Source organism: Bradyrhizobium sp. NAS96.2 (genome assembly GCF_001908235.1).
GTDB lineage: Bacteria > Pseudomonadota > Alphaproteobacteria > Rhizobiales > Xanthobacteraceae > Bradyrhizobium.
In genome coordinates, this window is sequence record NZ_LGHK01000019.1 from 26,553 (window position 1) to 48,018 (window position 21,466).

Annotated in this window: 17 protein-coding genes; 14 read left to right on the plus strand and 3 right to left on the minus strand. The window is 64.6% G+C overall.

Translation table 11 applies throughout. The features are described 5' to 3' along the window. The first annotated feature begins 104 nt into the window (after positions 1-104). From mdh to AC628_RS04955, 9 genes are all read left to right on the plus strand, one after another. On the plus strand, positions 105-1,073 hold the full coding sequence (mdh, locus tag AC628_RS04915) for a malate dehydrogenase (protein WP_021078790.1): 969 nt from the start codon (positions 105-107) through the stop codon (positions 1,071-1,073). Between the two features lie 160 nt (positions 1,074-1,233). After that, on the plus strand, positions 1,234-2,430 hold the full coding sequence (gene sucC / locus AC628_RS04920) for an ADP-forming succinate--CoA ligase subunit beta (protein WP_074125620.1): 1,197 nt from the start codon (positions 1,234-1,236) through the stop codon (positions 2,428-2,430). 2 nt (positions 2,431-2,432) lie between these two features. Then, positions 2,433-2,909 carry a DUF1579 family protein gene (locus AC628_RS04925; RefSeq protein ID WP_074125621.1) on the plus strand — a complete coding sequence of 159 codons (477 nt, stop codon included), beginning with the start codon at positions 2,433-2,435 and terminating at the stop codon, positions 2,907-2,909. Positions 2,910-3,002: 93 nt separating this feature from the next. Beyond that, a complete protein-coding gene (gene sucD, locus AC628_RS04930) occupies positions 3,003-3,884 on the plus strand; it encodes a succinate--CoA ligase subunit alpha (RefSeq protein WP_074125622.1) in 882 nt (293 codons plus the stop codon). 256 nt (positions 3,885-4,140) lie between these two features. Continuing rightward, complete coding sequence (locus tag AC628_RS04935) at positions 4,141-7,101, plus strand: 2-oxoglutarate dehydrogenase E1 component (protein WP_074125623.1); 2,961 nt, start codon at positions 4,141-4,143, stop codon at positions 7,099-7,101. Between the two features lie 173 nt (positions 7,102-7,274). Next, positions 7,275-8,513, plus strand: a complete 1,239-nt coding sequence (odhB, locus tag AC628_RS04940) for a 2-oxoglutarate dehydrogenase complex dihydrolipoyllysine-residue succinyltransferase (protein ID WP_074125655.1) — start codon at positions 7,275-7,277, stop codon at positions 8,511-8,513. Positions 8,514-8,585: 72 nt separating this feature from the next. After that, positions 8,586-9,335 (plus strand): SDR family oxidoreductase, encoded by a 750-nt coding sequence (locus tag AC628_RS04945; RefSeq protein WP_074125656.1) that lies wholly within the window; start codon positions 8,586-8,588, stop codon positions 9,333-9,335. An 86-nt stretch (positions 9,336-9,421) separates the two neighbouring features. Beyond that, a complete protein-coding gene (gene lpdA, locus AC628_RS04950) occupies positions 9,422-10,822 on the plus strand; it encodes a dihydrolipoyl dehydrogenase (protein ID WP_074125624.1) in 1,401 nt (466 codons plus the stop codon). A gap of 138 nt (positions 10,823-10,960) precedes the next feature. Then, positions 10,961-11,500, plus strand: a complete 540-nt coding sequence (locus AC628_RS04955) for a hypothetical protein (RefSeq protein ID WP_074125625.1) — start codon at positions 10,961-10,963, stop codon at positions 11,498-11,500. Between the two features lie 144 nt (positions 11,501-11,644). On the opposite strand, the gene AC628_RS04960 is transcribed toward AC628_RS04955, so the two are convergent. Together AC628_RS04960 and AC628_RS04965 are read right to left on the minus strand one after the other, a co-directional pair. Then, positions 11,645-12,235: a DUF4337 domain-containing protein gene (locus AC628_RS04960; RefSeq protein ID WP_074125626.1), complete on the minus strand. Its 591-nt coding sequence runs from the start codon at positions 12,233-12,235 to the stop codon at positions 11,645-11,647. A 146-nt stretch (positions 12,236-12,381) separates the two neighbouring features. Further along, a complete protein-coding gene (locus tag AC628_RS04965) occupies positions 12,382-13,353 on the minus strand; it encodes a tyrosine recombinase XerC (RefSeq protein WP_074125627.1) in 972 nt (323 codons plus the stop codon). A 123-nt stretch (positions 13,354-13,476) separates the two neighbouring features. Between AC628_RS04965 and AC628_RS04970 the strand changes: the two genes are divergently transcribed. Continuing rightward, entirely contained in the window at positions 13,477-15,687 is a 2,211-nt protein-coding gene (locus AC628_RS04970) for a primosomal protein N' (protein ID WP_074125628.1), read from the plus strand. Between the two features lie 102 nt (positions 15,688-15,789). Here AC628_RS04970 and AC628_RS04975 read toward each other — a convergent pair whose 3' ends face one another. Next, a complete protein-coding gene (locus AC628_RS04975) occupies positions 15,790-16,281 on the minus strand; it encodes a septal ring lytic transglycosylase RlpA family protein (protein ID WP_074125629.1) in 492 nt (163 codons plus the stop codon). 630 nt (positions 16,282-16,911) lie between these two features. Between AC628_RS04975 and AC628_RS04980 the strand changes: the two genes are divergently transcribed. The 4 genes from AC628_RS04980 (at position 16,912) to atpD (ending at position 21,440) form a co-directional block, all read left to right on the plus strand. Next, positions 16,912-17,472 (plus strand): F0F1 ATP synthase subunit delta, encoded by a 561-nt coding sequence (locus AC628_RS04980; RefSeq protein WP_074125630.1) that lies wholly within the window; start codon positions 16,912-16,914, stop codon positions 17,470-17,472. Then, positions 17,472-19,001 carry a F0F1 ATP synthase subunit alpha gene (atpA, locus tag AC628_RS04985; RefSeq protein ID WP_074125631.1) on the plus strand — a complete coding sequence of 510 codons (1,530 nt, stop codon included), beginning with the start codon at positions 17,472-17,474 and terminating at the stop codon, positions 18,999-19,001. Before AC628_RS04980 ends, atpA begins: the two co-directional genes overlap by 1 nt. 91 nt (positions 19,002-19,092) lie before the next feature. Further along, positions 19,093-19,971: a F0F1 ATP synthase subunit gamma gene (locus AC628_RS04990; RefSeq protein WP_074125632.1), complete on the plus strand. Its 879-nt coding sequence runs from the start codon at positions 19,093-19,095 to the stop codon at positions 19,969-19,971. 26 nt (positions 19,972-19,997) lie between these two features. Next, entirely contained in the window at positions 19,998-21,440 is a 1,443-nt protein-coding gene (atpD, locus tag AC628_RS04995; protein ID WP_074125633.1) for a F0F1 ATP synthase subunit beta, read from the plus strand. Positions 21,441-21,466 lie beyond the last annotated feature (26 nt).

Below are 21,466 nucleotides of genomic sequence, written 5' to 3' on the forward strand. Positions count from 1 at the left end.
GCGCGACTTGCAGGCCCTGACTTGAATGGATCATTCGAAAGGGATAACCACCCTTGCAACCGACTTCCCTCCCTCCTGCATCCAGTTCAAAGGACTGATTTCCCATGGCACGCGACAAGATTGCACTGATTGGCTCCGGACAGATCGGCGGAACGCTGGCGCACCTCGTTGGCCTCAAGGAACTCGGAGACGTCGTGCTGTTCGATATCGCCGAGGGCGTGCCGCAGGGCAAGGCGCTCGACATCGCGCAGTCGTCGCCGGTCGACGGCTTCGACTCCAATCTGGTCGGCGCCAACTCCTATGAAGCGCTCGACGGCGCCAAGGTCTGCATCGTCACCGCCGGCGTGCCGCGCAAGCCCGGCATGAGCCGCGACGATCTCTTGTCGATCAACCTCAAGGTCATGGAGCAGGTCGGCGCCGGCATCAAGAAGTACGCGCCCGACGCCTTCGTCATCTGCATCACCAACCCGCTGGACGCGATGGTGTGGGCGCTGCAGAAGGCCTCGGGCCTGCCGCACAAGAAGGTGGTCGGCATGGCCGGCGTGCTCGACTCCGCGCGCTTCCGCTATTTCCTGGCCGACGAATTCAACGTCTCGGTCGAAGACGTCACCGCCTTCGTGCTCGGCGGCCACGGCGACACCATGGTGCCGCTGACCCGCTACTCGACGGTTGCCGGCATTCCGCTGCCCGACCTCGTCAAGATGGGCTGGACCTCGCAGGCGCGCATCGACGAGATCGTCGATCGCACCCGCAACGGCGGCGCCGAGATCGTCAACCTGCTCAAGACCGGCTCGGCGTTCTACGCGCCGGCCGCGTCTGCGATCGCGATGGCCGAGAGCTATCTGAAGGACAAGAAGCGCGTGCTGCCCTGCGCCGCCTATCTCAACGGCGAGTACGGCGTGAAGGACATGTATGTCGGCGTGCCCACCGTGATCGGCTCCAAGGGTGTCGAGCGCGTGGTCGAGATCGAGCTGGCCGGCAAGGACCGTGAAGCCTTCGACAAGTCGGTCGGCGCGGTGCAGGGCCTGGTCGACGCCTGCAAGAAGATCGCGCCCGATCTGCTCGGCAAGTAATCTCGATCGGCAATGACCCGATAGGCGATTCCAATCGCCTGTCGGGTGCAAGATGATGAAATTCTGGCGGATTTTGTAGTTGCGCGAGCATTGGTATATGGTATGCCAGCGTCAGGGCTGACGTTAAGTTCGCCGCACGAGGGTTTGGGAGCGTCTTTCCATGAATATCCATGAATACCAGGCCAAGGCACTGCTGCATGAATTCGGCGTGCCGATCTCGCGTGGCGTTCCGGTGCTGAAGCCGGAAGAAGCCGACGCGGCGGCCAAGCAGCTCCCCGGCCCGATCTGGGTGGTGAAGAGCCAGATCCATGCCGGTGGCCGCGGCAAGGGCAAGTTCAAGGAAGCATCCGCCGGCGACAAGGGCGGCGTCCGCATCGCCAAGTCGGTCGCCGAGGTCGGCGAGTTCGCCAAGCAGATGCTCGGCGCGACGCTGGTCACGGTGCAGACCGGCCCGCACGGCAAGCAGGTCAACCGCCTCTACATCGAGGAAGGCTCCGACATCGACAAGGAGTTCTACCTCTCGATCCTGGTCAATCGCGAGACCTCGGAAATCTCCTTCGTGGTGTCGACCGAAGGCGGCGTGAATATCGAAGAGGTCGCCCATTCGACCCCGGACAAGATCGTCTCCTTCTCGGTCGATCCCGCCACCGGCATCATGGCCCATCACGGCCGCACCGTCGCCAAGGCGCTGAAGCTGACCGGCGATCTCGCCAAGCAGGCCGAGAAGCTGACCGCCCAGCTCTACGCAGCCTTTGCCGCCAAGGACATGGCGATGCTCGAGATCAACCCGCTGGTCGTCACCAAGGAGGGCCAGCTCCGCGTGCTCGACGCCAAGGTGTCGTTCGACAGCAACGCGCTCTACCGCCACCCGGACGTGGTCGCGCTGCGCGACGAGACCGAGGAAGACGCCAAGGAGATCGAGGCGTCGAAATACGACCTCAACTATGTCGCACTCGACGGCACGATCGGCTGCATGGTCAACGGCGCCGGTCTCGCCATGGCGACGATGGACATCATCAAGCTCTATGGCATGGAGCCGGCGAACTTCCTCGATGTCGGCGGCGGCGCCAGCGTCGAGAAGGTCGCGGCCGCGTTCAAGATCATCACCGCCGATCCGAACGTGAAGGGCATCCTGGTCAACATCTTCGGCGGCATCATGAAGTGCGACGTGATCGCCGAGGGTGTGGTCGCCGCGGTGAAGCAGGTCGGCCTCAAGGTGCCGCTGGTGGTGCGCCTCGAAGGCACCAATGTCGAGCAGGGCAAGAAGATCATCCGCGACAGCGGTCTCAATGTTCTGCCCGCCGACAACCTCGATGACGCCGCACAGAAGATCGTGAAAGCCGTCAAGGGAGGCTAACGATGGCCGATCATCTCGACGCTCCGACACCACTGGAAGAACACCGCAAGCTCGCGGTTTTCGCCGGCGAGTGGAACGGCGAAGAGATGGTCCTTCCGTCGCGCTGGACCGCCGGCGGTCCAGCCACCTCGCACGTCGTTGCGCGCATCGCGCTCAACGGCTTCTATCTGATCCAGGACAGCGTGCAGACCCGCGACGGCAAGGAAAGCTTCGCCACCCACGGCGTCTTCACCTACGACCGCGACGATCGGGCCTACAAATTGTTCTGGCACGATTCGCTCGGCTACTACCCGCCGTCGCCGGCCTCCGGCGGCTGGGCGGGCAAGTCGCTGATCCTGGTGCGCGGCTCGCTCCGCGGCAATGCCCGTCACGTCTACGAGGTCGTCGACGACAACACCTACAACATGAAGATCCAGTTCTCGCCTGACGCGGAAGGGTGGGCCGACGTGCTCACCGGCGTGTACCGGCGTATCCACTGAGCATGATCCGGAAAAGTGGCCCCCGGTTTTCCGATATGATCATGCTCAAATCATAGTGTCCTTCACCGCTGTCTCGCGAAAGCATCTCGAACCATGTCCATTCTGATCGACAAGAACACCAAGGTCATCTGCCAGGGCTTCACCGGCAAGAACGGCACGTTCCATTCGGAAGCGGCGATCGCTTACGGCACCAAGATGGTCGGTGGCGTCGCGCCGGGCAAAGGCGGCTCGACCCATCTCAATTTGCCGGTGTTCGACACCGTCGCCGAAGCGCGCGAGAAGACCGGCGCCGACGCCAGCGTGGTCTATGTCCCGCCGCCGGGCGCGGCGGATGCGATCTGTGAGGCGATCGATGCCGAGATCCCGCTGATCGTCTGCATCACCGAGGGCATCCCGGTGCTCGACATGGTGCGCGTGAAGCGCTCGCTGTCGGGCTCGAAGTCGCGGCTGATCGGGCCGAACTGCCCCGGCGTGATGACCGCCGGCGAGTGCAAGATCGGCATCATGCCGGCCAACATCTTCAAGCCCGGCTCGGTCGGCATCGTCTCCCGCTCCGGCACCCTGACCTATGAAGCGGTGTTCCAGACCACCCAGGAAGGCCTCGGCCAGACCACCGCGGTCGGCATCGGCGGCGACCCGGTCAAGGGCACCGAATTCATCGACATGCTGGAGATGTTCCTGGCCGACGAGAAGACCAAGTCGATCGTCATGATCGGCGAAATCGGCGGTTCCGCCGAGGAAGACGCTGCCCAGTTCCTCAAGGACGAGGCCAAGCGCGGCCGCAAGAAGCCGATGGTTGGCTTCATCGCCGGTGTCACAGCACCTCCCGGCCGTCGCATGGGCCACGCCGGCGCGATCATCTCCGGCGGCAAGGGCGACGCCGGTTCCAAGACCGCGGCGATGGAAGCCGCCGGCATCAAGGTCTCGCCGTCCCCGGCGCGGCTCGGGCACACCTTGGCCGAGATGCTGAAGTAATCGCCGTCCGGCGAGGTTCCCTTCGAGATTGGCGCGATTTCGGGCGGGTTCTCCTTGGAGAACCCGCCTTTTTTCATGCGCTTTGCCGTCAGAACGCCGATCAATAAAATATGAAAATAGATTCATTCTTTAGTTCTTTTAGGCAGGAATATCCGACCTAGATAGGGTAAGGATATCCATCCAGCCGGCGCTCTTCCCAGACCGGCACTTGCGCCGTCTCCTACGCGCGAACCGAAAAAATCACCAGGACTGCCTCATGTCTCGCCAAGACGCGAACGCCGCTTTTGCTCTCTCCTCATTCCTGCAAGGCACCAACGCCGCCTATATCGACGACCTCTATGCCCGCTACGAGCAGGACCCGTCGTCGGTCGACGCCGAATGGCAGGATTTCTTCAAGAGCCTGAAGGACGCCCCGGCCGACGTGCAGAAGAACGCCGAAGGCGCCTCGTGGGGCCGGGCCAACTGGCCGGTGACACCGCGCGACGAGCTGACCTCGGCGCTCGACGGCAACTGGGCCCAGGTCGAGAAGGCGGTCGGCACCAAGCTCGCGGCCAAGGCGCAGGCCAAGGGCGCCGAGCTCTCCGACGCCGACGTGCACCAGGCTACGCGCGATTCGGTCCGCGCGCTGATGCTGATCCGCGCCTACCGCATGCGCGGTCATTTCCACGCCAAGCTCGATCCACTCGGCATCGAGGCGCCGCGCGATCGCGAGGAACTCGATCCGCGCTCCTACGGCTTCACCGAGGCCGACTTCGACCGCAAGATCTTCCTCGATCACGTGCTCGGCCTCGAATACGGCACGCTGCGCGAGATCGTGCAGATCTGCGAGCGCACCTACTGCCAGACGCTCGGCGTCGAGTTCATGCACATCTCCAACGCCGCGCAGAAGGCGTGGATCCAGGAGCGCATCGAAGGTCCGGACAAGGAGATCAGCTTCACGCCCGAGGGGCGCCGCGCGATCCTCAACAAGCTGATCGAAGCGGACGGCTTCGAGAAGTTCTGCGACACCAAGTTCACCGGCACCAAGCGCTTCGGCCTCGACGGCGGCGAATCGCTGATCCCGGCGCTCGAGCAGATCATCAAGCGCGGCGGCAATCTCGGTGTGAAGGAGATCGTGTTCGGCATGCCGCATCGCGGCCGCCTCAACGTGTTGACCCAGGTGATGGGCAAGCCGCACCGCGCGCTGTTCCATGAGTTCAAGGGCGGTTCGGCCAACCCGGACTCGGTCGAAGGCTCCGGCGACGTCAAGTATCACCTCGGCGCCTCCTCGGACCGCGAGTTCGACGGCAACAACATCCATCTGTCGCTGACCGCAAATCCCTCGCATCTCGAGATCGTCGATCCCGTCGTGATGGGCAAGGTGCGCGCCAAGCAGGACCAGCACGGCGATCCGCCGGACATGCGCATCTCCGTGCTGCCGCTCTTGATGCACGGCGACGCGGCGTTCGCCGGCCAGGGCGTGGTGGCGGAGTGCTTCAGCCTGTCCGACCTGAAGGGTTACCGCACCGGCGGCTCGCTGCACTTCATCGTCAACAACCAGATCGGCTTCACCACCTATCCGCGCTACTCGCGCTCGTCGCCCTATCCGTCCGACGTCGCGAAGATGATCGATGCGCCGATCTTCCACGTGAATGGCGACGATCCGGAAGCCGTGGTGTTCGCGGCCAAGGTCGCGATCGAGTTCCGGCAGAAATTCCACAAGCCGGTCGTCATCGACATGTTCTGCTACCGGCGTCACGGCCACAACGAAGGCGACGAGCCGGCGTTCACCCAGCCGGTGATGTACAAGAAGATCGCCTCGCATCCGTCGACGCTCGAGATCTACGCTAAGCGGCTGGTCGCCGACGGCGTATTGACCGAGGGCGAGGTCGACAAGGCCAAGGCCGACTGGCGCGCACGGCTCGATGCCGAGCTCGAGGCCGGCGCCGGCTACAAGCCGAACAAGGCCGACTGGCTCGACGGCAAGTGGGCGGGCTTCAAGATCGCCGACCAGGAAGAAGACGCCCGCCGCGGCGTCACCGGCGTCGATCTCGCGGTGCTCAAGGACATCGGCCGCAAGATCACCAAGGTGCCCGATGGTTTCCGGGTTCACCGCACGATCCAGCGCTTCCTGGACAATCGTGCCAAGGCCATCGATACCGGCGAAGGGATCGACTGGGCGACCGGCGAGGCGCTGGCGTTCTGCACGCTGCTGCAGGAAGGCCATCATGTGCGGCTGTCCGGCCAGGATTCCGAGCGCGGCACCTTCTCGCAGCGCCATTCGGTCCTGATCGACCAGGAGGATGAGAGCCGCTACACGCCGTTCAACCATCTCGGCGGCGAAGACACCGGCCATTACGAGGTCATCAACTCGCTGCTGTCGGAAGAGGCGGTGCTCGGCTTCGAATATGGCTACTCGCTGGCCGAACCGAATGCGCTGGCGCTCTGGGAAGCGCAGTTCGGCGATTTCGCCAACGGCGCCCAGGTGGTGTTCGACCAGTTCATCTCGTCGGGCGAACGCAAGTGGCTGCGCATGTCGGGCCTCGTCTGCCTGTTGCCGCACGGCTATGAAGGGCAGGGACCGGAGCACTCTTCGGCGCGCCTCGAGCGTTATCTGCAGATGTGCGCCGAGGACAACATGCAGGTGGTCAATCCGACCACGCCGGCGAACTACTTCCACGTGCTGCGGCGCCAGCTGCATCGCGAAATCCGCAAGCCGCTGATCCTGATGACGCCGAAGTCGCTGCTGCGCCACAAGCGCGCGGTGTCGCGGCTCGACGAGCTCGGCAAGAACGCCACCTTCCACCGCATCCTGTACGATGACGCGCAGATGCTGCCGGACGAGAAGATCAAGCTGGTGCCGGAAGACAAGATCCGTCGCGTCGTGCTGTGCTCCGGCAAGGTCTATTACGACCTGTACGAGGAGCGCGAGAAGCGCGGCATCGACGACATCTATCTGATGCGCATCGAGCAGCTCTATCCGGTGCCGCTCAAGGCGCTGGTGCAGGAGTTCGGCCGCTTCAAGAACGCGGAGATGGTCTGGTGCCAGGAAGAGCCCCGCAACATGGGCTCCTGGCACTTCATCGAGCCCTATCTGGAATGGGTGCTGAACCAGGTCCACGCAGCCAACAAGCGTCCGCGCTATGCCGGCCGTCCGGCATCGGCGGCGACCGCCACCGGGTTGATGTCGAAACATCTCGCGCAGCTCAAGGCGCTGCTCGACGACGCACTGAACTAACGACCTTCACCAACTCCATGCCCCGCCTTGTGCGCAATCGCGCACCGGAGCGGGGCATCCGGTATCCCGCGTCATCCAGCACAAGCGCTGTCGTCACGGAGTACCGGGTCGTTCGCTTTGGCGGATGGTGGCCGGATGAATTTTTCGACCGCAAGGTTATCGAGGAAAAGACCATGACTGAAATTCGCGTTCCAACGCTCGGCGAATCCGTAACCGAGGCCACGATCGGCCGCTGGTTCAAGAAGGCCGGTGAGGCCGTTGCGGTGGACGAGCCGTTGGTGGAGCTCGAAACCGACAAGGTCACCATCGAGGTGCCCGCGCCGGTCGCCGGTACCCTCGGCGAGATCATCGCCAAGGATGGCGAGACCGTCGCCGTCGGCGCGCTGCTCGGCCAGATCAATGACGGTGCTGTCGCGGCGGCCAAGCCCGCTGTCGCGGCCGCCGCTCCCGCCAAGGCCGCAGCGCCAGCTCCCGCCGCGGCGCCTGCCGCACCCAAGGTGCCGCCGGCGGATGCGCCGCTCGCGCCCTCGGTGCGCAAGCTGTCTGCCGAGAGCGGCGTCGACGCCTCCACCGTTCCGGGCTCGGGCAAGGACGGGCGCGTCACCAAGGGCGACATGCTGGCCGCGATCGAGAAGGCCGCCTCGGCGCCCACCCCGATCAACCAGCCGGCCGCCGCCGTGCAGGTTCGTGCGCCGTCGCCGGCGGACGACGCCGCGCGCGAGGAGCGGGTGAAGATGACCCGGCTGCGCCAGACCATCGCGCGCCGCCTCAAGGACGTGCAGAACACCGCCGCGATGCTGACGACCTTCAACGAGGTCGACATGACCGAGGTGATGAAGCTGCGCGCCCTCTACAAGGACACGTTCGAGAAGAAGCACGGCTCGAAGCTCGGCTTCATGGGGTTCTTCACCAAGGCGGTGGTGCAGGGGCTGAAGGACATTCCGGCCGTCAACGCCGAGATCGACGGCTCTGACCTGATCTACAAGAACTACTACCACATCGGCGTTGCTGTCGGCACCGACCGAGGCCTCGTGGTGCCTGTCGTGCGCGACTGCGATCACAAGTCGATCGCCGAAATCGAGAAGTCGATCGCCGATTACGGCAGGCGTGCCCGCGACGGCCAACTCAAGATCGACGAGATGCAGGGCGGCACCTTCACCATCACCAATGGCGGCATCTACGGCTCGCTGATGTCGACGCCGATCCTCAACGCGCCGCAGTCCGGCATCCTCGGCATGCACAAGATCCAGGAGCGGCCGATGGTGGTCGGCGGCAAGATCGAGGTGCGCCCGATGATGTATCTGGCGCTGTCCTACGATCACCGCGTCATCGACGGCAAGGAAGCGGTCACCTTCCTGGTGCGCGTCAAGGAGAGCCTGGAGGACCCGGCCCGCCTGGTGCTGGACCTCTAAGGTCATATCGCACGCGGCGTCCGATCGGATCGGGCGCCGCGATTCGTTGGGTGCTTACCTTTGGGGATCAATGTGACGGACAAGGTCGTTGTCATCACCGGCGGTAGCCGCGGCATCGGCCGCGCCACCGCGCTTGCAGCTGCCGCGCGCGGCTATCGCATCGTCGTCGGCTACGCATCCAACCAGGGTGCGGCCAATGAGGTCGTCGCCGCGATCGAGGCCAAGAACGGCAAGGCGATCGCGGTGAAATGCGACGTCGGCAGCGAGCAGGACATCCTGGCGCTGTTCAAGGCCGCCGATGGCTTCGGCACGCTCGGCGCGCTCGTCAACAATGCCGGCATCGTCGGCAAGAGCGGCGTGCGCGTCGACGAGATGTCCGCCGAGCGCATCCAGCAGATGATGGCGGTCAACGTCACCGGCAGCATTCTGTGCGCGCGCGAGGCGGTGAAGCGGATGTCGACCAAGCACGGCGGCAAGGGCGGCGTCATCGTCAACCTGTCCTCGGTCGCGGCGAAGCTCGGCGCGCCCAACACCTATGTCGACTATGCCGCCTCCAAGGGCGCGATCGATTCCTTCACGATCGGCCTCGGCTACGAGGTCGCGGCTGAAGGCATCCGCGTCGCTGGCATCCGGCCCGGCCTGATCGACACCGACATCCATGCCGCGGGCGGTGAGCCCGATCGCGCGCATCGGCTCGCCCATATGGTGCCGATGAAGCGCGTCGGCACCGCGGATGAAATCGCCAACGCCATCGTCTGGCTGATCTCGGACGAGGCGTCCTACGTCACCAGCGCGATCCTCGACGTGTCGGGCGGCCGCTAGGGCACAATCCAAACGCGGGTGCCGGACTGCCAATCGGCTCGGACCCGCCCAATCTGTCACAGAATTTAGCTACAGGACCTTCCATCATGGCTTCTTACGATCTCGTCGTCATCGGCACTGGCCCCGGCGGTTATGTCTGCGCGATCCGCGCGGCACAACTCGGCATGAAGGTCGCCGTCGTCGAGAAGAATGCGACGCTGGGCGGCACCTGCCTCAATGTCGGCTGCATGCCGTCGAAGGCGCTGCTGCACGCCTCCGAGATGTTCGAGGAAGCCGGGCACTCCTTCGCCAAGATGGGCGTCAGCGTCCCGGCGCCGAAGCTCGATCTGCCCGCGATGATGAACTTCAAGCAGCAGGGCATCGACGGCAACGTCAAGGGCGTCGAGTTCCTGATGAAGAAGAACAAGATCGACGTGCTCAAGGGCACCGGCAAGATCCTCGGCGCGGGCAAGGTCGAGGTCTCCGGTGACGGCAAGTCCGAGACCGTCGAGACCAAGAACATCGTGATCGCCACCGGCTCCGACATCGCGCGGCTGAAGGGCATCGAGATCGACGAGAAGCGCATCGTATCGTCGACTGGCGCGCTGTCGCTGGAGAAGGTGCCGGAGAAAATGTTGATTATCGGTGCCGGCGTGATCGGGCTCGAACTCGGCTCGGTCTGGCGTCGCCTCGGCGCGGAGGTCATGGTCGTGGAATTCCTCGACCGCATCCTGCCCGGCATGGACGGCGAGGTCGCCAAACAATTCCAGCGCATGCTGGAGAAGCAGGGCTTTGTCTTCAAGCTCGGCACCAAGGTCACCGCGGTCGACACCTCGGGCAAGACGCTGCAGGCCAAGGTCGAGCCGGCCGCCGGCGGCGCTGCGGAGACCATCGAGGCCGACGTCGTGCTGGTGTGCATCGGCCGCGTGCCCTACACCGAAGGCCTCGGGCTGAAGGAAGCCGGCGTCGCGCTCGACAATCGCGGCCGCGTCGAGATCGACGCGCACTTCTCGACCAATGTGAAGGGCATCTACGCGATCGGCGACGTCGTCGCCGGGCCGATGCTCGCGCACAAGGCGGAAGATGAGGGCGTTGCCTGCGCCGAGATCATCGCGGGCCAGGCCGGCCATGTGAACTACGACGTCATTCCAGGTGTTGTGTATACCACGCCGGAAGTGTCGTCGGTCGGCAAGACCGAGGAAGACCTCAAGCAGGCCGGCATCGCCTATACCGTCGGCAAATTCCCGTTCACCGCGAACGGCCGCTCCAAGGTCAATCAGACCACCGACGGCTTCGTGAAGGTTCTCGCAGATGCGAAGACGGACCGGGTGCTCGGCGTCCACATTGTCGGCATCGAGGCCGGCGAAATGATCCATGAAGCCTGCGTTCTGATGGAATTCGGCGGTTCGGCGGAGGATCTGGCGCGCACCTGCCACGCACATCCGACCCGCTCCGAGGCGATCAAGGAAGCTGCGCTTGCGGTAGCCAAGCGCGCCATCCATATGTGATGATCGAACGTCCGGCGCGAGCCGGGCTCGAGCATGATCCGGAAAAGTGTGAAGCGGTTTTCCGAGAAGATCATGCTCAAACAAGGAGCTGAAGCGCGATGATTCAACTCGGTCTCATCGCGCTTTAGGATCAAAGCGATGTTGCGCCGCCTGCTTCAGCCGTTCTGGGTCCTGCTTGCGATCATCTTCCTGATCGAGGCTTGGCTGTGGGACCACCTCGAGCCGATCGTGGCCCGGGTGGTCGCCTGGATCCCGCTCCGTGCGCTCAAGCAATGGCTTGCCGACCGGGTCGATTCGCTGTCGCCGGCGATGACGCTGATCGTCTTCGTCGTGCCGCTGATCCCGCTGTTTCCGCTCAAGCTGGTCGGGCTCTGGCTGCTGGCGAACCAATATTGGTTCAGCGCAGTCTCGCTGATCCTGTTCGCCAAATTCCTCGGCGTCGGCGTCACGGCCTTCCTGTTCGACGTGACACGGTCGAAGCTTTTGGAGATGCCCTGGTTCGAGGCGCTCTATAATTACGTGATGGCGCTGCGCGCCAAGGCCACCGCGCTGGTCGACCCGATCAAACTGCGCATCCGCGAGATGATCGGCGGCGACGGCGAGGGCTGGGCCGCGCGCACGCTGCGCCTGATCGCCCGCTTCCGCAAGAGCGTGCATCAGACCAGCAAGGTTCTTTAAGCGGCACTCTCGCTTCCGTCACCCTGAGGCGCGAGCGGAGCGAGCCTCGAAGGATGCACGGCCCCGCTAGTGGCCGTCGACCCTTCGAGACGCGCGCAAATGCGCGCTCCTTCAGGGTGACGGTGAGAGAGAAGCCTCACTCTCTCAATGCAGATGCAGCAGGTGCGGCTGGAGCAGGCCGAGCAACGTCATCGCGACGCCGGCGAGCGTCACGAGGCCCGACACCCAGACGAGCGCGGCAATACCGGTGATGATGGTCGCGGACGCCAGCACAATGGCGATCTGGAAGGCGGCGGAAGCAAGCTCGAAGTGATGATATTTCGCAGTCGCCTCGTCGCGCTCATGCTCGGCGTGCTTGGCGCGTTCGGAGAGCTGCTCTGAACCTTCCCCGGTGTCCGGCTCCGAGCGATAGCGCGCCGCGGTCTTCTGCCAGTCGTCAATCTGCTTCTGCAGCGCAGCCTTGGCCGCCTCGTCGGTGGTGGTCGCGAGGTTCAGCTTGCCCTGTTCGGCGGCGGTCTGCACCGTGGTGCGGCGGATGCTCTTGGCCTGGAAGAAGGCCCAGAGGTTGGAGGCTTCGACGTTCTTGCTGATCGATTCGGTCTGGGCGCCCTTGCCGAGCGTTTCCGACAGCGCCAGGCAGAGCGCGATCACGGCAATCAGGAGCGCGATCTTTTTGTTCTCGCCCGACGCATGCTCGGCATGCTCCGCTTGCTCCATACTTTCATGTGCGCTCATGATTCCCCTCCGATGAGACTGTGCCACGATTGCCGAATGCGGTGCACAAGGCAAGGGGCGGCAGTGTGGGGTTAGCCGCATGAAGATGAACGCAGCATGACGGCGAGCCAAATCCAGCGTCTTATCTGGACCTGGGTCCGGCCGTTTCAGCCGCGCGGGTGCGCGGAGCGATAGACCTCAAGCAGGCGCTCGCTGTCGATGCCGGTGTAGATCTGCGTGGTCGACAGCGACGCGTGGCCGAGCAACTCCTGGATCGCGCGCAGGTCGCCGCCGCGGCTCAGCAGATGGGTGGCGAAGGAGTGCCGCAACGCATGCGGCGTTGCGCTGTCGGGCAGGCCGAGCGCGCCGCGCAGCCGCTCCATGGTGAGCTGGATGATGCGCGGGCCTAACGGGCCGCCGCGCGCACCGACGAACATCGGTCCGGGCGGGCTGAGTTGGTGCGGGCAGATCGCCGCATAGTCCGCGATCAGTTGCAGCACGTTTTGCAGCACCGGCACCATGCGGGTCTTGTTGCCTTTGCCGGTCACGACCAGCACGTCGCCTTCGCCGGGCTTCGGCACGTCGCGGCGCTTCAGCCCCAGCGCCTCGGAGATGCGCAGGCCCGAGCCATAGAGCAGCGCCATCACGGCGGCGTCACGCACCAGGATCCAGGTCTCGCGCTCCTCGCCGGCACGCTCGTCGGCATCGGCAAAGCGTTTCGCCGCTTCCATATGGATTGGCTTCGGCAGGCTCTTCGCCACCTTGGGCGCGCGGATCGCCGAGAGTGCGCCGACCTTGCCCTTGCCTTCGCGTTCCAGGAAACGTCCGAACGAGCGCAGCCCCGCCAGCGCCCGCATCAGCGACCGTCCGCCGATCTCGTCCGCGCGGCGCATCGCCATGAAGGCGCGGACGTCAGTCGCTTGGAGCGCGGAGAAGGCCGCAAGCGTCACGCGTGCGCCCCAGTGCTCGGCCAGGAAGGCCAGGCACTGCCGCACGTCGCGGGCGTAGGCCTCGAGCGTCTTCGGCGACAGCCGCCGCTCCGCACGCAGATGCGACAGCCAGCGCGTCATCTCCTGCGTCACTGATGCGTCGGCGCAGTCGAGCTCGAGCGGTCGGATGGGTTGATCGGTCCGGGCCATCTGTAAAGGGCTATTGGCGCTGCTAATCTCCTGATTATATCGCACTGCCTTCGTTTACCGATCGCTAAGACCGCGCAGCGGTGCTAGCCCGGTGCAAAGTTCCGATTCCAAAGCTCTGATTTAATGGACCACACCACGCGCCCCAGCCCAGCCGCCGCATCGACGACACGTGTCGTCGACGTGCTGGTGCCTGTCGCGCTGAACCAGACCTATTCCTACCGCGTGCCGCGGGGCATGGAGCTTGCGCCGGGCGATGTGATCTCTGTTCCGCTCGGACCGCGCGAGGTCGTCGCGGTGGTGTGGGCCGAGAATGCCAAGCCGGATCCGCGGCTGCACAACCGGCTTAAGGACGTCAGCGAAAAGCTCGATGTTCCGCCGCTCCGAGCGGAGCTGCGCCAGCTGGTCGACTGGGTCTCCACCTACACGTTGTCGGCGCGCGGCATGGTGCTGCGGATGACGCTGCGGATGGGCGAAAACCTCGGGCCGGAGCGGACGCGCCTCGGCGTCCGCCTCATCGGCGAGCCGCCGCGGCGCCTGACGCCGGCGCGCCGGCGGGTGATCGAGGTGCTGTCGGACCGCTTGCTGCACGGCAAGTCGGAGGCGGCACGGGAGGCCGGGGTCAGTTCGGGCGTGATCGACGGCCTGGTCGACGAGGGCACGTTGACGGTCGAGGCGATGCCGCCGCCCGCGGCGCCGCCCGTTCCGGATCCCTCCTACGCCCAGCCGGATTTCTCGCGCGAGCAGCGCAGTGCGGTCGATGTGATGCGGACGCTGGCGGCGAGCGGCAGCTTTCACGTCGCGCTGCTCGACGGCGTCACCGGTTCCGGCAAGACCGAGGTCTATTTCGAGGCGATCGCGGAGAATATCCGTCGCGGCAAGCAGACGCTGATCCTGATGCCGGAAATCGCGCTGACCGGCCAGTTCCTCGACCGCTTCGCGCAACGCTTCGGCGTGCGGCCGCTGGAATGGCATTCGGAGCTGACGCCGCGCACGCGGGCGCGCAACTGGGCGGCGATCTCAGAGGGCAAGGCGCCGGTCGTGGTCGGCGCCCGCTCGGCGCTGTTCCTGCCCTATGCCGATCTCGGGCTGATCATCGTCGATGAGGAGCACGACCAGGCCTACAAGCAGGACGACGGCGCGCATTACCACGCGCGCGACATGGCGGTGGTCCGCGCCCATATCGCAAAAATCCCGATCGTGCTGGCGTCGGCCACGCCGTCGGTCGAGAGTGAGGTCAATGCGCGCAAGGGGCGCTACCAGCGCGTCGCGCTGCCGTCGCGGTTCGGCGGCCAGCACATGCCGCATATCGAGGCGATCGACATGCGCCGCGCGCCGCCACCACGCGGGCGGTTCATTTCGCCCGTGCTGGCCGAGCAAATTCGCCACGCCATCGAGCGCCGCGAGCAGGCGCTGCTGTTCCTCAACCGCCGCGGCTATGCGCCGCTGACGCTGTGCCGCGCCTGCGGCCACCGCTTCGCGTGCACGATCTGCGACGCATGGTTGGTCGATCATCGGTTCCGGCAGCGGCTGGTCTGTCACCACTGCGGTTTCTCGATGCCGCGCCCGAACATCTGCCCGCATTGCGCGGCCGAGGAATCGCTGGTCGCCGTCGGGCCCGGCGTCGAGCGCCTGCAGGAGGAGGCCGCAAGCGTCTTCCCCGAATCCCGCACCATGGTGCTGTCGAGCGATCTCATCACCTCGATCGAGACCATGCGCAGCGAGCTCAACGAGATCGCCGAGGGCCGCGTCGACATCATCATCGGCACCCAGCTGGTGGCCAAGGGGCACAATTTCCCGCGGCTCAATCTGGTCGGGGTCATCGACGCCGATCTCGGCCTCAGCAACGGCGATCCGCGCGCCGCCGAGCGGACGTTCCAGCTGTTGAACCAGGTGGTCGGCCGCGCCGGCCGCGAGCAGGGCCGCGGCGTCGGCTATCTGCAGACCCATCAGCCGGAACATCCGGTCATCAAAGCTCTGATCGCGAACGACCGCGAGGCGTTCTACGCCAGTGAGATCGATATCCGCGAGCGCACCGGCTATCCGCCGTTCGGCCGGCTGGCGAGCCTGATCGTCTCCGCCGGCGATCGCCCGACCGCGGAAGGATTTGCCCGCAAGCTCGCCGCGGTGGCGCCGCTCGATGAGCGGATCCAGGTGCTCGGTCCCGCCGAGGCGCCGCTGGCGGTCATCAAGGGCCGCTACCGGTTTCGCCTGCTGGTGAAGTCGCTGCGCAATGTCGACTTGTCGCAATATCTGCGCGAATGGCTCGAGGCGGGCCCGAAGACCAAGGGCAATCTGAAGCTCGAGATCGACGTCGATCCGCACAGCTTTCTGTAGGAGTGCCTGCAAAGAAAAAGCCTGCCGTCATTCGCGACGGCAGGCCCTTTTGGCGCGAAGCAGGCCTCGCGGCCGTTACGCAACGCAACGCTTACTGAACGCTTAGGACACGACCTCGGCGGTGACGCGGCCGACGCCGGCGCCGGTCAGGCCGATGGCGCGGGCTGCGCCGGTCGAGAGGTCGAGCACGCGGCCGCGGACGAACGGGCCACGATCGTTGATGGTGACGACGACGCTGCGGCCGCCATGGGTGACGCGGACTTTGGTGCCGAACGGCAGCGAGCGGTGGGCGGCGGTCATGGCGTTCTGATTGAAGCGCTGACCGGAAGCGGTGCGGCTGCCCGACTCATTGCCGTAGAACGAGGCCATCCCCGAGAACGTGTGGCCGCCGGACGGCTGGATCGATGCATTGGCGTCGCGCCAGGAGGAACCTTCGGCGCGGGCCTGGTGATGATGGTGGTGGCGATGATGATGGTGCCTGGACTTCGCGGACGCCTCGGTCACGCTGCCCCCGACCAGGATAGTTGCGGCTACAAACGCAAGCGCCGTGCGCGAGCGGGTTACATTGCCCGCCGCCTTCTTGATATTCAGCATTGATAAGACCCTCAGACAGTATTGCCACTAACGCGGCAAGTGGAACCCCCGTCCCTTCGTTGACCAAGGCCGTTTGATTTCGCAATGAGGCACGAATTAGGCAGTAAATCCTGATTGTCTCGGGCTGAAATATCTTGTTACCGCTTTGCGGTATTCAATCGAGGTTCCGTAACCTTGGCCGTTAACGAATTTTTAATGATATGAATACTTGCGAATACTGATTATCCGCTCGCTTGTAAGGTTTCGGTAAGTAATCGCGAAATGAAACTGCGGCCCGCTCAGGGTTCCTTGCGCCTGAGCCCACAGGCCCATGCAAATTCCGATGGAACAAAATCGAGGGACGCGAATCGGAGGCGCTTGGGCCGGATTTCCGGGCGTCGATTTTTTCCGATTTGACCGCCGGCCGCGGTCGCGAAAAACCACATGCGACAAGGCGGCTCTCACGATGCCGTCATGTTGCACCTGCGCGATTGCTATGTTAGCAAAGCCGCGATTTTAACGGTCCCGGCATGTCCTGTGCCGGTCGAAAATCGAAGTCCCGCTTGAATTCCAAGGGCTTGGATCGCTAGGCGCTGCTTTGGTGGCGACGGTTTTTCCCTTGCGAATTTGACAGCAAAAAAGAGCGAGCTCGTGGCTGCTGAAGATCCGTCCGTTTCGGGAGTTTCCGGTCGTTATGCAACGGCCCTGTTCGAGTTGGCGCGCGACGAGCAATCCGTCGATCAAGTCAGGGCCGATCTCGACAAATTCGAAGCCATGCTCAACGACAGCGCCGATCTGAAGCGCCTCGTTCGCAGCCCGGTGTTTGCCGCCGAGGCCCAGCTGAGGGCGCTGACCGCGGTGCTCGACAAGGCCGGCATCGCCGGCACGTCGGCAAAATTCCTCAAGGTGCTCACCGCCAATCGCCGGCTGTTTGCCGTATCCGATGTGATCCGCGCCTATCGCGCGCTGGTGGCGAAGTTCAAGGGCGAGGCGACTGCGGAAGTCACCGTCGCCGAGCAGCTCAGTGACAAGAATCTCGACGCCCTGAAGACCGCACTGAAATCAGTGACGGGCAAGGACGTCGCGCTCAACGTGAAGGTCGATCCCTCCATTATTGGTGGCCTGGTGGTCAAGCTCGGCAGCCGGATGGTGGATAGTTCGCTTCGCACCAAACTCAATTCGATCAAGAACGCGATGAAAGAGGCAGGCTGATGGACATCCGCGCCGCAGAAATTTCTGCGATCCTCAAGGACCAGATCAAGAATTTCGGCCAGGAAGCCGAGGTCACCGAAGTTGGCCAGGTGCTGTCGGTCGGTGACGGTATCGCCCGCGTCTACGGTCTCGACAACGTTCAGGCCGGTGAAATGGTCGAGTTCGAGAACGGCACGCGCGGCATGGCGCTGAACCTCGAAACCGACAACGTTGGTATCGTGATCTTCGGCGCCGACCGCGAGATCAAGGAAGGCCAGACCGTCAAGCGCACCCGCGCGATCGTGGACGCGCCGGTCGGCAAGGGCCTGCTCGGCCGCGTCGTCGACGCGCTCGGCAACCCGATCGACGGCAAGGGCCCGATCCAGGCTACCGAACGCAAGCGCGTCGACGTCAAGGCGCCCGGCATCATTCCGCGCAAGTCGGTGAACGAGCCGATGGCCACCGGCCTCAAGGCAATCGACGCGCTGATCCCAATCGGGCGCGGCCAGCGCGAGCTGATCATCGGCGACCGTCAGACCGGCAAGACCGCGATCGCGCTCGACACCATCCTGAACCAGAAGCCGCTGAACGCCCAGCCGGACGAGAACCTCAAGCTGTATTGCGTCTACGTCGCGATCGGCCAGAAGCGCTCCACCGTCGCGCAGTTCGTCAAGGTGCTCGAGGAGCAGGGCGCGCTGGAATACTCGATCATCGTCGCGGCGACCGCGTCCGATCCGGCGCCGATGCAGTACATCGCGCCGTTCACCGCCTGCACCATGGGCGAGTACTTCCGCGACAACGGCATGCACGCCGTGATCATCTATGACGACTTGTCCAAGCAGGCCGTCGCCTACCGCCAGATGTCGCTGTTGCTGCGCCGCCCGCCGGGCCGCGAGGCCTATCCGGGCGACGTGTTCTATCTGCATTCCCGCCTGCTCGAGCGCGCCGCCAAGCTCGGCAAGGACCATGGTTTGGGCTCGCTGACGGCGCTGCCGGTCATCGAAACCCAGGCCAACGACGTGTCGGCCTACATCCCGACCAACGTGATTTCGATCACCGACGGTCAGATCTTCCTGGAAACCGACCTGTTCTTCCAGGGCATCCGCCCCGCGGTGAACGTCGGTCTGTCGGTGTCGCGCGTCGGTTCGTCGGCGCAGACCAAGGCCACCAAGAAGGTCGCCGGCAAGATCAAGGGCGAGCTCGCGCAATACCGCGAAATGGCGGCGTTCGCGCAGTTCGGCTCCGACCTCGACGCCTCGACCCAGCGCCTGCTCAACCGCGGCTCGCGCCTGACCGAACTTTTGAAGCAGCCGCAGTTCTCGCCGCTGAAGATGGAAGAGCAGGTCTGCGTGATCTGGGCCGGCACCAACGGCTATCTCGACCCGCTGCCGCTCAACAAGGTGAAGGCGTTTGAGGATGGTCTGTTGTCGCTGCTGCGCGGCAAGCACGTCGACATCCTCAACGCGATCCGCGACAGCCGCGACCTGTCCGATGACAGTGCCGCCAAGCTGAAGTCGGCGGTCGATAGCTTCGCCAAGACGTTTGCATAACGAATGGGGCGTCGCCCGGCTCGCCGCCGGGCGTGACGAACGGAGGCTTGCGGTCTGACCATTGTGGTCGGATCGCCGGGGTGAACGAAGAATGGCGTCACTAAAAGACATGCGGGTCCGCATCGCCTCGACCAAGGCGACGCAGAAGATCACCAAGGCCATGCAGATGGTCGCAGCCTCCAAGCTGCGCCGCGCGCAGAACGCCGCCGAAGCGGCGCGGCCCTATGCCACCAAGATGGATGCGGTGATTTCCAACATCGCAGCCGCGGCCAATGGCACGCCCGGCGCGCCGGCGCTGCTCGCCGGCACCGGCAACGACCAGGTCCACCTGCTTCTGGTCTGCACCGGCGAGCGCGGCCTGTCCGGCGCGTTCAACTCGGCCATCGTGCGTCTGGCGCGCGAGCGGGCGAACGCGCTGCTCGCGCAGGGCAAGGAAGTGAAGTTCTTCTGCGTCGGCCGCAAGGGCTACGAGCAGCTGCGGCGCACCTTCGAGAAGCGGATTGTCGAACATCTCGACCTGCGCTCGGTGCGGCAGATCGGTTTCGTCAACGCTGAGGACATCGCGAGCAAGGTGCTGGCGCGGTTCGAGGCCGGCGAGTTCGATGTCTGCACGCTGTTCTATTCGCGCTTCCAGTCGGTGATCGCGCAGATCCCGACCGCGCAGCAGATCATCCCGCTCGAGGTTGCCGCGCCCGCGGCCAATGCGGCGCCCGCGACGTCGTATGAATACGAGCCTGAAGAGGACCAGATCCTCGGCAGCCTGCTGCCGCGCAACCTCGCGGTGCAGATCTTCCGCGCGCTGCTGGAGAACAACGCCTCGTTCTACGGCGCCCAGATGAGCGCGATGGACAGCGCGACGCGCAACGCCGGCGAGATGATTCGCAAGCAAACCCTGATTTACAACCGAACCCGTCAGGCCCAGATCACGAAGGAGCTGATCGAGATCATCTCCGGCGCTGAGGCGGTCTAAGGCAGATTTTCGAAGGAGAACAGTCCATGGCTACAGCAGCCAACCAGATCGGTCGCGTTACCCAGGTCACGGGCGCCGTGGTCGACGTGCAGTTCGAAGGCCACCTTCCCGCGATTCTGAATGCGCTCGAGACCAAGAACGGCGGCAACCGCCTGGTGCTCGAAGTCGCGCAGCATCTCGGTGAATCGACCGTCCGTACCATCGCGATGGATATCACTGAAGGTCTGGTGCGCGGCCAGGAAGTGACCGACACCGGCGAACCGATCCGGGTGCCGGTCGGCGAGGGCACGCTCGGCCGCATCATCAACGTCATCGGCGAGCCGATCGACGAGGCCGGCCCGATCAAGGCCGACGGCGTGCGCGCCATCCACCAGGAAGCGCCGACCTACACCGATCAGTCCACCGAAGCTGAAATTCTCGTCACCGGCATCAAGGTCGTCGATCTGCTTGCTCCGTACGCCAAGGGCGGCAAGATCGGCCTGTTCGGCGGCGCCGGCGTCGGCAAGACCGTGCTGATTCAGGAACTGATCAACAACGTCGCGAAGGCGCACGGTGGTTACTCCGTGTTCGCCGGCGTCGGCGAGCGCACCCGTGAAGGCAACGACCTCTATCACGAGTTCATCGAATCGAAGGTCAACGCCGATCCGCACAATCCGGATCCGAGCGTGAAGTCGAAGTGCGCGCTGGTGTTTGGCCAGATGAACGAACCGCCGGGCGCCCGTGCCCGCGTCGGTCTGACCGGTCTGACGGTCGCCGAGCACTTCCGCGATCAGGGCCAGGACGTGCTGTTCTTCGTCGACAACATCTTCCGCTTCACCCAGGCGGGTTCGGAAGTGTCGGCGCTGCTCGGCCGTATTCCTTCGGCGGTGGGCTATCAGCCGACGCTCGCGACCGACATGGGCGCGCTGCAGGAGCGCATCACCACCACCCAGAAGGGCTCGATCACCTCGGTGCAGGCGATCTACGTGCCGGCCGACGACTTGACCGACCCGGCGCCCGCCACCTCGTTCGCGCATTTGGACGCCACCACGGTGCTGTCGCGCGCGATCTCGGAAAAGGGCATCTATCCCGCGGTGGACCCGCTCGACTCGACCTCGCGCATGCTGTCGGCGCTGGTCGTCGGTGAAGAGCACTACAACACCGCGCGTCTCGTCCAGCAGATCCTCCAGCGCTACAAGTCGCTGCAGGACATCATCGCCATTCTCGGCATGGACGAACTGTCGGAAGAGGACAAGCTGACGGTCGCCCGCGCCCGCAAGGTCGAGCGCTTCCTGTCGCAGCCGTTCCACGTCGCTGAAGTGTTCACCGGCTCGCCGGGCAAGTTCGTCGACCTCGCCGACACCATCAAGGGCTTCCGCGATCTCTGCCAGGGCAAGTACGACCATCTGCCGGAAGCGGCGTTCTACATGGTCGGCACCATCGAAGAAGCCGTCGAGAAGGGCAAGAAGCTCGCCGCCGAAGCGGCCTAAGCTTTGGGATGTCGTCATCGCCGGAC

What these genes read in the sequence shown, in the direction of transcription:
- mdh (WP_021078790.1), top strand. Translation starts at nt 105, where the DNA reads ATGGCACGCGACAAGATTGCACTGATTGGCTCCGGACAGATCGGCGGA.
- sucC (WP_074125620.1), top strand. Translation starts at nt 1,234, where the DNA reads ATGAATATCCATGAATACCAGGCCAAGGCACTGCTGCATGAATTCGGC.
- AC628_RS04925 (WP_074125621.1), top strand. Translation starts at nt 2,433, where the DNA reads ATGGCCGATCATCTCGACGCTCCGACACCACTGGAAGAACACCGCAAG.
- sucD (WP_074125622.1), top strand. Translation starts at nt 3,003, where the DNA reads ATGTCCATTCTGATCGACAAGAACACCAAGGTCATCTGCCAGGGCTTC.
- AC628_RS04935 (WP_074125623.1), top strand. Translation starts at nt 4,141, where the DNA reads ATGTCTCGCCAAGACGCGAACGCCGCTTTTGCTCTCTCCTCATTCCTG.
- odhB (WP_074125655.1), top strand. Translation starts at nt 7,275, where the DNA reads ATGACTGAAATTCGCGTTCCAACGCTCGGCGAATCCGTAACCGAGGCC.
- lpdA (WP_074125624.1), top strand. Translation starts at nt 9,422, where the DNA reads ATGGCTTCTTACGATCTCGTCGTCATCGGCACTGGCCCCGGCGGTTAT.
- AC628_RS04955 (WP_074125625.1), top strand. Translation starts at nt 10,961, where the DNA reads ATGTTGCGCCGCCTGCTTCAGCCGTTCTGGGTCCTGCTTGCGATCATC.
- AC628_RS04960 (WP_074125626.1), bottom strand. Translation starts at nt 12,235, where the DNA reads ATGAGCGCACATGAAAGTATGGAGCAAGCGGAGCATGCCGAGCATGCG.
- AC628_RS04965 (WP_074125627.1), bottom strand. Translation starts at nt 13,353, where the DNA reads ATGGCCCGGACCGATCAACCCATCCGACCGCTCGAGCTCGACTGCGCC.
- AC628_RS04970 (WP_074125628.1), top strand. Translation starts at nt 13,477, where the DNA reads ATGGACCACACCACGCGCCCCAGCCCAGCCGCCGCATCGACGACACGT.
- AC628_RS04975 (WP_074125629.1), bottom strand. Translation starts at nt 16,281, where the DNA reads ATGCTGAATATCAAGAAGGCGGCGGGCAATGTAACCCGCTCGCGCACG.
- atpA (WP_074125631.1), top strand. Translation starts at nt 17,472, where the DNA reads ATGGACATCCGCGCCGCAGAAATTTCTGCGATCCTCAAGGACCAGATC.
- AC628_RS04990 (WP_074125632.1), top strand. Translation starts at nt 19,093, where the DNA reads ATGGCGTCACTAAAAGACATGCGGGTCCGCATCGCCTCGACCAAGGCG.
- atpD (WP_074125633.1), top strand. Translation starts at nt 19,998, where the DNA reads ATGGCTACAGCAGCCAACCAGATCGGTCGCGTTACCCAGGTCACGGGC.